Origin of the sequence: Ruegeria meonggei, from assembly GCF_042768335.1 — a bacterium.
In the GTDB taxonomy this organism is placed as follows: domain Bacteria; phylum Pseudomonadota; class Alphaproteobacteria; order Rhodobacterales; family Rhodobacteraceae; genus Ruegeria; species Ruegeria meonggei.
Genome location: NZ_JAXHBT010000001.1, coordinates 2,207,508 through 2,221,700 on the forward strand (window position 1 = coordinate 2,207,508; position 14,193 = coordinate 2,221,700).

The 14,193-nt window shown below is 58.9% G+C and carries 14 protein-coding genes; 9 read left to right on the top strand and 5 right to left on the bottom strand.

What is annotated here, in order from left to right; all coding sequences use genetic code 11:
- The first annotated feature begins 137 nt into the window (after positions 1-137).
- Positions 138-1,043, top strand: coding sequence for a LysR substrate-binding domain-containing protein (locus tag SJY13_RS10780; RefSeq protein ID WP_377190825.1), 906 nt, complete (start codon positions 138-140; stop codon positions 1,041-1,043).
- A 181-nt stretch (positions 1,044-1,224) separates the two neighbouring features.
- Here the strand turns inward: SJY13_RS10780 and SJY13_RS10785 are convergent, their stop codons facing one another.
- Complete coding sequence (locus SJY13_RS10785; protein ID WP_377190827.1) at positions 1,225-2,382, bottom strand: acyl-CoA dehydrogenase family protein; 1,158 nt, start codon at positions 2,380-2,382, stop codon at positions 1,225-1,227.
- A gap of 106 nt (positions 2,383-2,488) precedes the next feature.
- The gene (locus SJY13_RS10790; RefSeq protein ID WP_377190829.1) at positions 2,489-3,052 is read right to left on the bottom strand and encodes a TetR/AcrR family transcriptional regulator; all 564 of its coding nucleotides are present in this window, start codon (positions 3,050-3,052) and stop codon (positions 2,489-2,491) included.
- Between the two features lie 301 nt (positions 3,053-3,353).
- On the opposite strand from SJY13_RS10790, the gene SJY13_RS10795 reads away from it, so the two are divergent.
- From SJY13_RS10795 to SJY13_RS10825, 7 genes are all read left to right on the top strand, one after another.
- Entirely contained in the window at positions 3,354-3,818 is a 465-nt protein-coding gene (locus SJY13_RS10795; RefSeq protein ID WP_377190831.1) for a nuclear transport factor 2 family protein, read from the top strand.
- 12 nt (positions 3,819-3,830) lie between these two features.
- The gene (locus SJY13_RS10800; RefSeq protein WP_377190833.1) at positions 3,831-4,451 is read left to right on the top strand and encodes a pyridoxamine 5'-phosphate oxidase family protein; all 621 of its coding nucleotides are present in this window, start codon (positions 3,831-3,833) and stop codon (positions 4,449-4,451) included.
- 31 nt (positions 4,452-4,482) lie between these two features.
- Positions 4,483-4,653, top strand: coding sequence for a hypothetical protein (locus SJY13_RS10805; RefSeq protein ID WP_377190835.1), 171 nt, complete (start codon positions 4,483-4,485; stop codon positions 4,651-4,653).
- A gap of 98 nt (positions 4,654-4,751) precedes the next feature.
- Positions 4,752-7,016, top strand: a complete 2,265-nt coding sequence (locus SJY13_RS10810; protein WP_377190837.1) for a heavy metal translocating P-type ATPase — start codon at positions 4,752-4,754, stop codon at positions 7,014-7,016.
- Positions 7,013-7,402, top strand: a complete 390-nt coding sequence (gene cueR / locus SJY13_RS10815; protein ID WP_377190839.1) for a Cu(I)-responsive transcriptional regulator — start codon at positions 7,013-7,015, stop codon at positions 7,400-7,402. Before SJY13_RS10810 ends, cueR begins: the two co-directional genes overlap by 4 nt.
- Positions 7,403-7,499: 97 nt before the next feature.
- The gene (locus SJY13_RS10820; RefSeq protein WP_377190841.1) at positions 7,500-8,372 is read left to right on the top strand and encodes an NAD(P)-dependent oxidoreductase; all 873 of its coding nucleotides are present in this window, start codon (positions 7,500-7,502) and stop codon (positions 8,370-8,372) included.
- A 107-nt stretch (positions 8,373-8,479) separates the two neighbouring features.
- Positions 8,480-11,545 (top strand): aminotransferase class III-fold pyridoxal phosphate-dependent enzyme, encoded by a 3,066-nt coding sequence (locus SJY13_RS10825; protein ID WP_377190843.1) that lies wholly within the window; start codon positions 8,480-8,482, stop codon positions 11,543-11,545.
- A 51-nt stretch (positions 11,546-11,596) separates the two neighbouring features.
- Here the strand turns inward: SJY13_RS10825 and SJY13_RS10830 are convergent, their stop codons facing one another.
- Positions 11,597-12,073, bottom strand: a complete 477-nt coding sequence (locus tag SJY13_RS10830; RefSeq protein ID WP_377190845.1) for a hypothetical protein — start codon at positions 12,071-12,073, stop codon at positions 11,597-11,599.
- Positions 12,070-12,237, bottom strand: a complete 168-nt coding sequence (gene hemP / locus SJY13_RS10835; RefSeq protein ID WP_085823765.1) for a hemin uptake protein HemP — start codon at positions 12,235-12,237, stop codon at positions 12,070-12,072. The genes SJY13_RS10830 and hemP overlap by 4 nt, the downstream gene beginning before the upstream one ends.
- Before the next feature lie 225 nt (positions 12,238-12,462).
- On the opposite strand from hemP, the gene gph reads away from it, so the two are divergent.
- Positions 12,463-13,137, top strand: a complete 675-nt coding sequence (gph, locus tag SJY13_RS10840; protein ID WP_377190848.1) for a phosphoglycolate phosphatase — start codon at positions 12,463-12,465, stop codon at positions 13,135-13,137.
- A gap of 360 nt (positions 13,138-13,497) precedes the next feature.
- Here gph and urtE read toward each other — a convergent pair whose 3' ends face one another.
- On the bottom strand, positions 13,498-14,193 hold the full coding sequence (urtE, locus tag SJY13_RS10845; protein ID WP_377190850.1) for an urea ABC transporter ATP-binding subunit UrtE: 696 nt from the start codon (positions 14,191-14,193) through the stop codon (positions 13,498-13,500).

The following is a 14,193-nucleotide window of genomic DNA, read 5'->3' on the forward strand; positions in this document are numbered from 1 at the left end:
TTACAGTCTGGCATATTCTTCGGTGGCACTATGCGGGCTTACAGACGGCCACACAAAAGAAGTACCTGAATTTGTATCGGTCTGGCGCATCGCAATTGCCAGTGATATTCCTTCCGAAAGGTATGAGGATTAGTCATATGATCGCCCCCCGCCGCTTCCTGCCCTCGATCCCCTCTTTATTGGCGCTTGAGGCCGTAGACCGCCTCGGCAGTGCCTCGGCCGCAGCCGAAGAGCTGTCGCTGACGCAAAGCGCGATCAGCCGGCAGCTCAAATCTATGGAGCAGCAGCTGGGCGTCGACCTGATCCAGCGCAGTCAGATGCGGCTGCACCTGACCCCTGCGGCGCAGGAATACGTCCAGGTTGCCCGTGCGGCGCTGACCCAGCTGGCGCAGGCCTCACTGAAGCTCAAGGCCAACCCAACGGGTGGGTCGCTGAATCTGTCGATCCTGCCCGCGTTCGGGATGCACTGGCTGGCCCCGCGCCTTCAGGATTTTGCCCGGCGCCACCCGGAAGTGACGGTCAACCTGAACACGCGCCTGCGGCCCTTCGATTTCGAGACCCAGCATTTCGACGCCGCCATCCATTTTGGTCAACGTGATTGGGCCGGGGTGAACTACCTGCCGATCATGCGTGAAACTGTCCTGCCCGTATGCGCACCGGACATATTGCCAGACAATCCCGATGACATCGAATGGTTGGCAGGGGCGCCGCTGCTGCACCTGGAAACCCGACCCGATGCCTGGGAAAGGTGGTTTGCGGGTCAGGGCCGGGATGTTACGGGCGTACGCGGAATGCTGTTCGATCAGTTTTCGACAATGGGCCAGGCCACGGTTCACGGGCTGGGCGTGGCACTTCTGCCCAGCTATCTGGTCGAAGAGGACTTGCGGACCGGGCGACTGGTCCAGGCCTGGCAGGGGCCGGGGGTTAGCCTGGGTGATTTTTATCTGGTGTGGCCGCAATCGCGTGCGGAATCCGAACCACTGAAGTCTTTTCGACTGTGGCTGGAGTGCCAGATAAACCCAGCTGGCAAGAGCAGGAAATAGCCCAACCGCTGACCACGCCGTTCGCCTGACGGCACTTCAATACCTGCGCGGCCTTCGGCCTTGCGTCCTGCGGACGGGAAGGGGCCAGGCAGGCGCGGGCTACGCCCGCGCCTGCCTGGCTCAACGGGAGGGGATGTTTCGACAGAAACCTCGACGACGGGCGGGAGGTCCCGCAGCGTCCTTATTTGTCAAGTGAGCGAGCGATAAGCTCTTTCATGATCTCGTTCGTACCGCCGTAAATCATCTGCACCCGCGCGTCGGCATACAGCCGGGCTATCGGGTATTCCATCATGAACCCGTATCCGCCGAACAACTGAAGGCATTCGTGCATGATTTCGTTCTGCACTTCGGATCCCCAGTACTTTGCCATAGACGCGGTCGCCGCATCCAAAGTACCCGCTTCAAGTCGCGCGATGCCGTCGCTGAGGAAGCTGCGCAGAACTTCTGCCTTGGTCTTGCATTCGGCCAGCTTGAACCGCGTGTTCTGAAAATCCATCACCCGCTGGCCAAAGGCTTTGCGTTCCTGCGTGTATTTGATCGTCTCGGCAATTGCGAAATCAATCGCGCCCAGCGCACCGATGCCAATCGTCATTCGCTCCCAGGGCAATTGCTTCATCATCTGATAAAAGCCTTGCCCTTCTTCCGACCCGATCAGGTTGGTCATGGGCACCCTGACATCCTCAAAAAACAGCTCGGCCGTGTCGTTGGCCTTCATGCCCAGCTTCTTGAGGTTACGCCCCTTGCGGAATCCTTCGGCGCCTTCGGTCTCGACAGCGATCAGCGACACGCCCTTTGGGCCCATTGTCTTGTCAGTCTTGCCCGCCACCAGGATCAGGTCTGCCGTGGCCCCGTTGGTGATAAAGATCTTGGACCCGTTCAGACGGTAGGAGTTTCCATCCTTTTCGGCCGTCGTACGAATGGCCTGCACGTCCGAGCCGGTTCCGGGTTCGGTCATGGCCAGCGCACCGACCATCTCACCCGAGGCAAGCTTGGGCAGCCATTTGCGCTTTTGATCTTCGGTGCCGTAGGCGGTGATATAGTGAATAACAATCGACTGGATGGCATACCCCCAGCCCGAATCCCCATGCGAGGTCTGCGCGTACATCGTGACGGCATCAAAACCGAGCCCGCCGCCGACGCCCTCGTATTCTTCGGGGATCGCCCCGGCCATCAGCCCCATATCGCCAGCTTTGCGCCAGAAATCGCGGTCTACGACGCCGTTGTCGTTCCACTTTTCGATATTGGGCTCCAACTCATCGGCCATGAAACGGTCTGCCATTTCGGCAAACATCTGGTGTTCTTCAGTGGCCCAGCTGGAAGTGGCGGTAAAAAGCGACATGGGTGTCCTCCGTTGCAGATTTTCGTCAAGGTATCTTCGGACTTATCGCAATCCAATCCATCGACAGCGCCGCTACGCAACGTCTTTTCGACGTTTGCGCCTTGGTTCAGGCCAACGCGGCATCCAGCAGGACCTGCGCTGCGGCTTTCGCATCGCGCGCCGGATCGCAGGACTTCAGAAGAACCGCCGTCACAATCGCTCCTTCTTTCAGCAACAGGATCTGGCAACCCAGCGCCTCTGGATTTCGGGCACCGGCCTTGCGCGCCAGATCTGTGAAATACTCCAGCAGCGCACGCTTGTGTTCAGCGGCTTGAACGTGAATCGGATGTTCTTTTTCCTGAAACTCGGCCCCGGCTTTGATGAACATACAACCGCGAAAGCCGTCTTCATTGAACCATTCGCCCAGCGCATCAAAACTGGCAAGCAATTGCTCTGCCGGGGTATCCGCCAACTCTTGGACACGACGCAGAAACCAGTTCCGGAAATTCTCGTCCCTCAATCGCAATGCGGCCAGGATCAGCTCTTCCTTGGTGCGGAAATGCTTGTACATCGAGGTCTTGGAAACGCCCGTTTCCACCACCAGCTTGTCCATGCCCGTGGCGTGAAAACCGCTTTTGTAAAAGACCTGCAATGCCTTTCGGACCAGCTCGTCACGTTTGTTTGGGCGCATGATTCGGCTCCATAGTGTACAGATCAGTACATAATGCGCATCTTCCCGGGCGACAACCCGGATGGTCCAAGCCGTTGATTTACATCGAAATCACCAGGTGAGTGATCGAGATCCCGCAGTCGTAAGAAAATCTCGCTTGCAAAACTTTACCGATCAGTACACATTAATCCAAAGATGTACCGATCTGTAAACCTTGGAGCGATCAGATGCGCCGCCGACCCAACCCTTTCTCAGCCCAGTACGTCCCGCTTCTTTTGGCCATCGCACTGATTGCCGTCTCTCTGACCTGAAAGATACCGACATGAGCCGCCCCCCTTTGCCCCCTTTCACCCTGGACACCGCCACGCAGAAGGTGCGTATGGCGGAAAACGCATGGAACAGCCGCGATGCTGATGTCGTGACCCCCGCCTATACCGACGAAAGCCAATGGCGGAACCGGGCCGAGTTCCTGAGCGGGCACAAAGACATCCATGCTTTTCTGACCCGCAAATGGCGCAAGGAACTGGAGTATCGCCTGATCAAAGAGCTATGGGCTTATTCGGGCAATCGCATCGCCGTACGCTATGCCTATGAATGGTGCGACGGCGACGGCCAGTGGTTTCGGTCTTATGGCAACGAGAATTGGGAGTTTGCCGAAGATGGCCGGATGGCCAACCGTCACGCCTCGCTCAACGATCTACCGATAACCGAGACCGACCGCCTGTTCCATTGGCCACTGGGGGCCCGCCCCGATGGCCATGCGGGCCTGTCCGAGCTCGGCCTTTAAGAAAGACACAGCATGCCCCGCGCCTTTTCGGAACTGACCTTCACACCCGCCGTTCGCGCCCATCAAGAACGCAACGGATCAGCAAAGACCTATGCCAAATTCCTTGAGGGCGGACCACAACAAGGGCATGAGATCGGCCCCGCAGAAAAGGCGTTTATCGAAGCGCGGGACGGGTTTTACCAATCCACTGTTTCGGAAACCGGCTGGCCGTATGTCCAGTATCGTGGCGGCCCGGCAGGGTTTTTGAGAGTTCTTGGCCCGCGCACAATCGGATACGCCGATTTCTCGGGGAACAAACAGTATATCTCGCGCGGGAACTTGGACGGGAATGACCGGATTGCAATGATCCTTATGGATTACGTCAATCAGCGGCGGCTCAAGATCCTGGGCCGCGTGGACTTCACCGAAGGTGAGGTCGCTGCCGCCAGCCTGTATCCCGAAGGCGCTGACGCGCTGGCCGAGCGTGCCGTCATTATTAGCGTCGAAGCGCTGGACTGGAATTGCCCCCGCCATATCACGCCACGCTTTACCGAGGCCGAGCTGCAACCTCACCTAAGCTCTTTCGGGCAGCAGCTGGGACAGTTGCAGGCGGAAAATGAGAGATTGAAACAGGAATTGGCAAAACGGTCCTGATCCTGGTCAGCCAAACAAGGAGCGTTCGCCGATGTTAAGACTAAGGCTGGATATCGCCCTCACCTGCCTGATTGGCGTGATTTTATGTGTCGCAGCTCTGGCCCTGGCGTTCTTCGCTTCACCCGAGGCGGTCCGCAGCGCGCCGCCGGCCTCCTACAACGCGTTGCTACTGGAGCGGCTGTTGGACAGGTCGTCCGATTGATTCCCCGAGAATTTCTTTCAAATCCTGCTTATACCCCTTGACCTTCCTGTGACTGGAACCCCCATTTGGAAGGAGAAAGACAGTACAGGATGAGTTGGATGGCCGCGCCACAGACAACGCAGTTGAAAATCACCGGCATGGGATGTGCGTCCTGTGTCGGGCGTGTCGAGGCCGCATTGCGAAATGTGCCGGGCGTAACCAATGCTGCCGTCAATTTCGCGACCGAAACCGCGCAGGTCACCCATGACACGCCCCTGCGTGCGCTGACTCAGGCCCTGACGGATGCCGGATATCCTGCCCATGCGGCGAACAATCAGACTGATATGGCCAAATCTGAAGAGGCCCACGCCCTGACCCGTGCAACGCTGCTTGCTGCCCTTCTGGCCCTGCCCGTGTTTGTTCTGGAAATGGGCGGGCATATGATCCCGGCTTTTCATCACTGGGTGCACGGGACAATTGGCGCGCAAACCAGCCACCTGATCCAATTCGCGCTGACCTCTGTTCTGCTGATCGGCCCCGGGCGGGTGTTCTATGCCAAAGGCATCCCGTCATTGCTGCGTGGATCGCCTGACATGAATGCACTGGTCGCGTTGGGCACTGGGGCAGCTTATCTGTTTTCGGTCACAGCCACCTTTGCCCCGCAGATCCTGCCGCGGGGCAGCGCCAATGTGTATTTCGAAGCCGCCTCGGTCATCGTTGTCCTGATCCTGTTGGGCCGCATGATGGAGACCCGCGCCAAGGGTCGGACCGGGGCCGCGATCCGCAAGCTGGTGGGCCTGCAACCCAAGACCGCACGGGTTGAGGTAGACGGCATCTTTATCGACCGCCCCATCGCCGACATCATGGTCGGCGATACCCTGCAAATCCGCCCCGGAGAGCGCGTGCCGGTCGATGCCGAGGTATTGGAAGGCACCTCTTACGTTGATGAAAGTATGATCACAGGGGAGCCTGTTCCGGTCGGAAAATCATCAAGCGATCAAGTCGTAGGCGGCACTGTCAACGGCACCGGTGCGTTGCGGGTACGCGCCACGCGGGTCGGGGCCGATACCGTGCTGGCACAGGTCATTCAGATGGTGGAACAGGCGCAAGGGGCCAAGCTGCCAATTCAGGGGCTGGTCGACCGGATTACCGCCTGGTTCGTGCCTGCGGTGATCGGTGCCGCGCTGCTGACGATTGTGGTCTGGCTAATTTTTGGCCCCGTACCTGCGCTGCCGATGGCGTTGGTCACAGGGGTGTCGGTTCTGATCATCGCCTGCCCCTGTGCGATGGGGCTGGCCACGCCTACCTCGATCATGGTGGGCACCGGACGGGCGGCGGAACTGGGTATTCTGTTTCGCAAGGGCGATGCGCTGCAACAATTGCAGCAGGCCAAGGTAGTGGCGCTGGACAAGACCGGCACCTTGACCTTGGGCCGGCCCGAGCTGGAGCATGTGACCACGATCAATGGCTTTGAACGCGCTGACCTCCTGCGACTTGCCGCAGCGGTCGAGGCGCACTCGGAACATCCAATCGCCACAGCGATTACGCGGGCCGGGCCGGCGGAACTGCCACCTGTGACTCAGTTTGCCTCGCTGACCGGGCTGGGCGTGCAGGCTGTGGCTGACGGCCACGACATTCTGATCGGCTCACCCCGCCTGATGCTGCAGAACGGGATCGACCTGACAGACCTGAAGCCCGAGGCCGATCAGTTTGCCAGCGAAGGGGCAACCCCCTTGTATGTGGCCATTGACGGCCAAGCGGCTGCTCTGCTTGCCGTGTCAGACCCGATCAAACCCGGCACTGTGCAGGCGCTGGACCGTTTACATGCAATGGGCCTGACCCTGGCAATGGTGACCGGAGATAACGCCCGCACCGCGCAGGCCCTGGCCGACACGCTGGGTATCGACCATGTCACGGCCGAGGTTCTGCCTGATGGCAAACTTGCCGCAATTACGGCCTTGCGCGACCAGTTCGGCGCGCTTGCTTTTGTCGGCGACGGCATCAACGACGCCCCTGCCCTAGCCGCAGCGGATATCGGCGTGGCCATCGGCACGGGCACCGATGTGGCGATTGAGACGGCAGATGTGGTGCTGATGTCCGGCGACCTGCGCGGTGTGGCCAACGCGGTCGAGATCAGCCGCCGCACCATGCGCAACATCCGACAGAATCTGGGCTGGGCATTTGGTTACAACATCGTGCTGATCCCTGTGGCGGCCGGGGCGTTGTATCCGTTCAGCGGGCATCTTCTGTCCCCCGCCCTTGCGGCCGGGGCCATGGCATTGTCGAGCGTCTTTGTCGTCGCAAACGCGCTGCGTCTGCGTCGGGTGCGGGCCAGCCTGCCAGAACCAAAACAAGATCACACAACCCAAACGGTGACGACATGAATATCGGCGACGTGGCAACCCGAACCGGGCTGCCCGCTAAGACAATCCGGTATTACGAGGATATCGGTCTGATCAAACCCTTGCGCGATGACAATGGCTATCGTCGGTTCCGAGACCAGGACCTGCACAAGCTGAACTTTCTGGGTCGCGCTCGCGCGCTGGGTTTCACGATCGAGGATTGCCGAACCCTGATGGCGCTGTATGAGGATGAAACCCGGGCCAGCGCCGATGTCAAAAAGGTCGCACGCGCGCATATGGGACAGATTGAGGCAAAGATTGCCGATCTGAACGCGATGCGCGACACGCTGAGCCATCTGATCGATGCCTGCGCGGGCGATGACCGGCCCGATTGCCCGATCCTGCAGGATTTGGGCGGCAAGCCCTGACGCGGGGTTGCCCTTTGGGCGCAGCTTTGCTTTGTCTCTGCTAGACATTCCGGCCTTCTGATCGAGATGGCTACCGAACAGCTGAGAGGATCACAAAATGGCAAAAGTCGCGTTTCTGGGCCTGGGCGTTATGGGCTATCCCATGGCTGGTCACCTTCAGGCCGCAGGTCACGACGTGACCGTTTACAATCGCACCACTGCTAAGGCCGAAGCCTGGGTTGCACAGCATGGCGGCGCGATGGCGACCACGCCGAAAGACGCGGCTGAGGGCGCTGAGTTTGTCATGGCTTGCGTCGGCAACGACAACGATTTGCGCGCGGTCTGTACCGGCGATAACGGAGCGTTTGACGGCATGGCCGCGGGATCGGTTTTTGTCGATCACACCACCGTCTCAGCCAAGGTAACGCGCGAACTTTATGAGGCAGGCCTAGACCAGGAGATCGCGTTTGTGGACGCCCCAATTTCGGGCGGGCAGGCAGGTGCAGAAAACGCTGTCTTGTCGATCATGTGTGGCGGGGATCAGGTGGCCTATGATGCGGCTGAACCGGTCATGCAGGTCTACTCAAAAATCTGCCGGCGTATTGGCGACAGCGGCGCAGGGCAGATGACCAAGATGTGCAACCAGATCGCCATCGCGGGCCTAGTGCAAGGCCTCAGCGAAGCGCTGCATTTCGCCGAAAAGGCCGGTCTGGACGGCCGCGCGGTGGTTGAGGTGATCAGCCAGGGTGCTGCAGGCAGTTGGCAGATGGCCAACCGCTATGAAACCATGCTGGACGATCATTTCGAGCATGGGTTTGCGGTAGACTGGATGCGCAAGGATCTGGGCATTTGCCTGAACACCGCCAATGAAACCGGCGCATCGCTTCCGGTGACTGCGCTTGTCGATCAGTTTTATAAGGATGTGCAGAAACTGGGCGGTGGACGGTGGGATACGTCGTCTCTGATCAAACGCCTGCGCGCGCTGGGCTGAGGGTAAGGGGGCTGTCTGCCCCCTCTTGACCCTGAGGGCCAATTCACCCCCGAGGATATTTGTGGCCAGATGAAGAGGATCATCGTGACGTTTTCGCAGGAGGTCGCATGAGCGACATGAGTGCATTCTGGACAGAAGCTATGCGCCAAAACTGGGGATTGGATGCCCGGTTGGAGCGGTTGGATGGCGAGTATGATCTGAACTTTCGGGCCTGCGCCACAAATGGCCAGGATTACGTTCTGAAAGTCATGCGCGCGGGATGCGAGGCCGAGCTTGTAGACCTGCAAGTTCAGGCGCTGGCGCACCTTGCGGCTGAAGCTCCGGGGCTGCCATTTCCCAGAGTGTTTCCTGATCTGAGCGGTGTTTTGTTACCCGAAATCGCGGACGCGGACGGGCAAATGAGGTTGGTTTGGCTGCTCGAGTGTCTGCCGGGGAAATGCTATGCGCGGGTAGCGTCGAAATTGGAGGATTTGATCCTGAAACTGGGGCGCGTTTTGGGTGCAACGGACCGCGCGCTAGAGCGGTTCTCACATGCCGGATTACAGCGCGCCGGGTTCAAGTGGGACCTGATGCAAGCGGGCTGGGTTGCGGATCAGTTGGGCGCGATTACGGATCCCTCACGCCGAGCCTTGTTAGCCGAAATCTGCGACGGGTTCGCGGCAATTTCAGGCCAATTGGTGGGATTGCCCAAACAGGCCCTCCACAATGATGCCAATGATTACAACATACTGGTCGAAGGCGCGCTGGATAAACGCCCGAGTGTTTCCGGCCTGATCGATCTGGGTGACATGTGTGCTGCGCCGCGCATCTGTGATCTGGCGATTGCGGGGGCCTATGTGGTGTTGGATCACCCTAAACCCGAGCATGCGCTGGCGGCCTTGGTGCGTGGCTATCACGCGGTTAACCGGTTGCGTCCGGATGAGGTCGACCTGATCTGGCCGTTGCTGCGCATGCGACTGGCGGTCTCGGTTGTGAATTCCACCTTGATGGCAGGTGAGAACCCCGATGATCCGTACGTGACCATCAGTCAGGCCCCGGCCTGGCGGTTCCTTGAAAACACAGAGATCAATGGCGGCTTGATGCCCGCCCGATTGCGTGCTGCTTGCAGCTTGCCAGTGACCGACGGGGCAGAGCGTATCCACGCCTATCTGTCTGAGCATCGCGGCCAGTTCGCGCAGCTGTTCGAACAGGACCTGAGCGATGTGCCGATGGGCTCGCTTTCGGTCGAAAACTGCACATGGCCGCAGAACCCGTTCCAAATGCCACTGGCCGAGGCCGCGCGGGTGGGTGAGGAATACGGCGAAGGCGTGTGGCTGGGCTATTACAATGAACCCCGCCTGATTTACGCGGAACCGGAGTTCCGCAAGGGGCCGTGGAAAGCCTCGGACCGACGCACCGTTCACCTGGCTGTGGATGTGTTTGCCCCCGCCGGCACCGTTCTACATGCGCCGATGAGCGGCCGGGTCGAAGCGGTGGAGAACAGGAACGCACATCTGGATTACGGCGGTGTTGTGATCTTGCATCACGAAACACCCGAGGGGGATGCTTTCTATACCCTTTATGGCCATCTGGACCCCGAGGTTTGCGACCGGCTGAAACCTGGCGATCCGGTGGCGCAGGGGGCTGCTTTTGCGCAGTTGGGGGATGCGGCGCAGAACGGAGGTTGGGCTCCTCATGTGCATTTCCAACTGGCCCTGGCCACGGGTGGAATGCAGACAAACTGGCCCGGCGTCGGTGATCCTGATGAGATGGAGCTGTGGCATGCGCTCTGCCCCAACCCCGCTGCTCTGCTGAACCTGCCAGACGACAAAGTGTTCTATCGCCCAACCGACAAACAGGCGATCCTACAGGGGCGGCACGATCATTTTGGCGGCAACCTCAGTCTGACCTATGACGATCCGGTTATGCTGGTGCGTGGCTGGAAACATCACATGTTCGACGAATGGGGTCGCCCGTATCTGGACGCCTATAACAATGTGCCACATGTGGGGCATGCTCATCCACGCATTCAGGCGGTGGCGGCGGATCAACTGAGGCGGATGAACTCGAACACCAGGTACCTGCATCCGGCGCAGACGGCCTTTGCCGACAAACTGCTGTCTAAACTGCCAGATCACCTCAGCGTGTGTTTCTTCGTCAACTCGGGCACCGAAGCAAATGAACTGGCCCTGCGGCTGGCCCGCGCCCATACCGGCGCCAAGGGCATTGTGACACCGGATCATGGCTATCATGGCAACACCAACGCTGCTGTGGCGATCTCGGCCTATAAGTTCAACAAACCAGGCGGGATTGGCCAGGCCGATTGGGTTGAACTGGTTGAGGTCGCGGACGAGTACCGTGGGTCGTTCAGACGTGACGATCCTGACCGCGCCAGCAAATATGCCGATCTGGTCGACCCGGCGATTGCAGCGCTGCAGGACAGGGGACAGGGCGTGGCCGGTTTTATCGCCGAGACCTTCCCTTCGGTCGGGGGGCAGTTCATCCCTCCCATAGGCTATCTGCCTGCCGTGTACGAGAAAATCCGAGCCGCCGGAGGTGTCTGCATCGCCGATGAAGTCCAAACCGGCCTGGGGCGTCTGGGCGCGTATTATTTTGGCTTTGAACATCAGGGCGCGCTGCCGGATATCGTTGTGATGGGAAAGCCCATCGGCAACGGCCACCCGCTGGGTGTTTTGGTCACCACCAAAGAGATCGCTCAAAGCTTTGACAACGGGATCGAATTCTTCTCGACCTTTGGCGGATCAACCCTGTCCTGCCGGATCGGAAAAGAGGTGCTGGACATCGTTGATGACGAAGGGCTGCAGGACAACGCACACGCAATGGGCGTGCGGTTGATGGACGGGCTGCGTCAGATCGAAGGTGATTTCGCCTGTATCGGCGATGTGCGCGGCATGGGGCTGTTTCTCGGTGTTGAACTGATCAATCCTGATGGCTCGGAAGGCACGGAGATTTGCAAATACGTCAAGAACCGGATGCGCGATCATCGCATTCTGATCGGCAGCGAAGGGCCAAAGGACAATATCCTGAAAATCCGCCCGCCTCTGACGATTGAGGCTGATGATGTCGACATGATATTGTGGGCCTTGCTGGATGTGCTGGCTGAAGTCGGCGACTATGCCCCTGCCCCAGCCTGTGATCATGACCATCACCACGCAGGTTGCGGTTGCTGCTGAATCGACAAAACCCCGGCGCAACAAGCCGGGGTTTTGTCGGAGGCCTGGTGCTTAATGCAGCACGGCCTCAGGGGGTTTATGCTCGGTTGTTGGCAACGGCACCGAAGCGGTCATCCGGCGCAGCAGCATACCCATTTCTTCGGACAATGCGGCCAGAGCGGGCGCGAAATCCGGACGTACAATCAACGACGCCATCATCATGGCGTCTTCGCGCGCGCCTTCCGAGGCGGACGCGATCATCTGGGCAAAACAGTTTTCGTCCGCGCCAAGGCAGGAACATCCCAGCCCGTGCCGAATTAGCGGACGCCGCCCATAATTGGCGCAAAGGGAACAGAGCCGGTCCAAAGTCAGCATTGCAGCCCGCCCACAATCGGCACCCAAGGCTATTTCGAAATCGCTTGCGGCATCGGCACGACCATTTGTGCCATCCCCCCACAACCGCAGATACATAACGGCGCCTGCCTCTAGCGGGCTCAGGTCGGACAGGCGGCCCACGGCCGCCCCGCCTCGCGTCGAAGGGTTGCTCATTTCGTCAAGATCAGTTTGCCAGCGCGGGTGATGCGCAACGTGTACAGTTGGTCGCCCAGCTCGATATGGGCGAGGTTCCCGCCCTTGGTCAGTTCTTCCGCCTTATGGGCCGGAAGCATGGACACCGCATAGGACTGGCTGGGATTCGGGTTCTGCATATTCATCAGGACAACTCCAGAGGTTCTCGGGCGAAAGGCCGTGTTCTGTTCGCTTTTCAGTTAACGTGGCTGACCCGAACAAGGGTTGGCTGATTGACTTCACCTTAATCTGATTAATTTACTCAGGTATGTCAATCCCCGTTCTGGTTGAATATGTAACAGCAGCGTCGTTGCACTGTTTTATCCAGCAAGTTACCTGTTGTGCGGACACTCAAACAGGCAGGAAACACAATGAGCGCGACCATCATGTTCGATCTGGACGGGACATTGGTAGACAGCCTTCCGGACATTGCGGCGGCTGCCAACAGGATGCTGCGGGATGTCAGAGTTGCCGCTCTGCCACAGGATGTTATCAAGACGTTTGTCGGCAACGGCCTGCCAAAACTGGTCGAGCGTGTGATCCACCATTGTGATTTACCGATGTCGGATCATGCAGACCTGACCGCAAGAACGCTGGCCCACTACAACGCCGCCTCATGCGATCAGACCGTTGTCTATCCCGGTGTGCCACAGGCACTAGGTCGATTGCGTGGGATGGGGTGCGTTCTGGGCGTCTGCACCAACAAGCCCGAAACTCCGGCGCGCCACGTTCTTGAGGCGCTGAATCTAGCGCATTACTTCGATTGCGTCCTCGGCGGAGACAGCCTGAACACCCGCAAACCGGATCCGGCCCATCTTGAGGCAAGTTTTGAGGCCGCCCCCCCAGCCGGTCCGCGTCTGTTTGTCGGCGACAGCGAAGTTGACGCCGAAACCGCCCGGCGCGCGCAGGTTCCGTTCCTGCTGTTTACTAGGGGCTACCGAAAAACGCCGATCGACCAGATACCGCACACAACCCGCTATGACGACTGGGATAGCTTGCCCACCCTGGTCACTGAGCTGTTGCACATACAGGACGAAGCCGTCTGATACTGACGCTAATGGGAGACGGATTCGGGCATGGGAAGATCGCGGGATTTCGGTGACTGAGGGGCCGGCCGAGGGGGTAAGTAGCCAGCCCCTCACAGGGGAAAAGTGGTATGGTCCGAAATGACCCTTTCGATGGATTATGATTAACGAATCAGCTCGCGCGACGGTATTGGGGGATTCCCGTAGACCCAGAGAAAGCCTTGAGATTGCTGCACCTTTTTTTTCAAATTTATTTGAATAAATGCACACAGAGCACAAAAGAACGTAAACGAGCGCAATGCAATGAACGCAGAACACGCGCCCTGAAGGTGTGCGTTTACAACTTTTGGTAACCCACCGCAGGGCACGATGTGCGGGTGCTTATACGGTGACACCTTGCAAGACCTGATCCCGCGACAGCTCTGATTTGGTGCCGGACATCAAAATCGCGCCCCGCCTAAGCACAACGAACTGATCCGCCAGGTCGTAGGCAAAATCGAAATACTGTTCGACCAACACAATCGCCATCTCACCTTTGGTTCTGAGGTGGCAAATGACCTCGCCGATTTGCTGGATGATATTAGGCTGAATGCCTTCGGTCGGCTCATCCAATAGCAACAGCTTGGGTTTCGTGATCAGCGCCCTTGCAATGGCCAGTTGTTGTTGCTGGCCTCCCGACAGATCTCCACCGCGGCGGTTTTGCATCTGTTTGAGCACCGGAAACAGATCGAAAACCTCATCTGGTATGAAATGCTGACTGGTGGGCAAACAGGCAAAGCCGGTTTCTAAATTCTCACGCACAGTGAGCAGGGGAAAAATTTCGCGACCCTGTGCAACATAGCCCACACCTTTCCACGCCATGCGATGTGCGGGCAAAATGCCCAACGCTTCGCCGTTCAACTCCATCGCACCGCCCGAGCGCGGATGCGTGCCCGAGATTGCCTTGATCAGGCTGGTTTTGCCAACACCATTGGTGCCCATGACGCAGGTTACTTCGCCAAGAGCGGCCTCCATCGAGACGCCGTTCAGGATTTGCGAGTGCCCGTAATGCAGGGTCAGATCGTTTAGCTTCAGCAT

What these genes read in the sequence shown, in the direction of transcription:
- SJY13_RS10800 (WP_377190833.1), top strand. Translation starts at nt 3,831, where the DNA reads ATGCCCCGCGCCTTTTCGGAACTGACCTTCACACCCGCCGTTCGCGCC.
- hemP (WP_085823765.1), bottom strand. Translation starts at nt 12,237, where the DNA reads ATGAATATGCAGAACCCGAATCCCAGCCAGTCCTATGCGGTGTCCATG.
- SJY13_RS10830 (WP_377190845.1), bottom strand. Translation starts at nt 12,073, where the DNA reads ATGAGCAACCCTTCGACGCGAGGCGGGGCGGCCGTGGGCCGCCTGTCC.
- cueR (WP_377190839.1), top strand. Translation starts at nt 7,013, where the DNA reads ATGAATATCGGCGACGTGGCAACCCGAACCGGGCTGCCCGCTAAGACA.
- SJY13_RS10820 (WP_377190841.1), top strand. Translation starts at nt 7,500, where the DNA reads ATGGCAAAAGTCGCGTTTCTGGGCCTGGGCGTTATGGGCTATCCCATG.
- SJY13_RS10795 (WP_377190831.1), top strand. Translation starts at nt 3,354, where the DNA reads ATGAGCCGCCCCCCTTTGCCCCCTTTCACCCTGGACACCGCCACGCAG.
- SJY13_RS10810 (WP_377190837.1), top strand. Translation starts at nt 4,752, where the DNA reads ATGGCCGCGCCACAGACAACGCAGTTGAAAATCACCGGCATGGGATGT.
- SJY13_RS10780 (WP_377190825.1), top strand. Translation starts at nt 138, where the DNA reads ATGATCGCCCCCCGCCGCTTCCTGCCCTCGATCCCCTCTTTATTGGCG.
- SJY13_RS10805 (WP_377190835.1), top strand. Translation starts at nt 4,483, where the DNA reads ATGTTAAGACTAAGGCTGGATATCGCCCTCACCTGCCTGATTGGCGTG.
- SJY13_RS10790 (WP_377190829.1), bottom strand. Translation starts at nt 3,052, where the DNA reads ATGCGCCCAAACAAACGTGACGAGCTGGTCCGAAAGGCATTGCAGGTC.
- SJY13_RS10825 (WP_377190843.1), top strand. Translation starts at nt 8,480, where the DNA reads ATGAGCGACATGAGTGCATTCTGGACAGAAGCTATGCGCCAAAACTGG.
- gph (WP_377190848.1), top strand. Translation starts at nt 12,463, where the DNA reads ATGAGCGCGACCATCATGTTCGATCTGGACGGGACATTGGTAGACAGC.
- SJY13_RS10785 (WP_377190827.1), bottom strand. Translation starts at nt 2,382, where the DNA reads ATGTCGCTTTTTACCGCCACTTCCAGCTGGGCCACTGAAGAACACCAG.
- urtE (WP_377190850.1), bottom strand. Translation starts at nt 14,193, where the DNA reads ATGCTGAAGCTAAACGATCTGACCCTGCATTACGGGCACTCGCAAATC.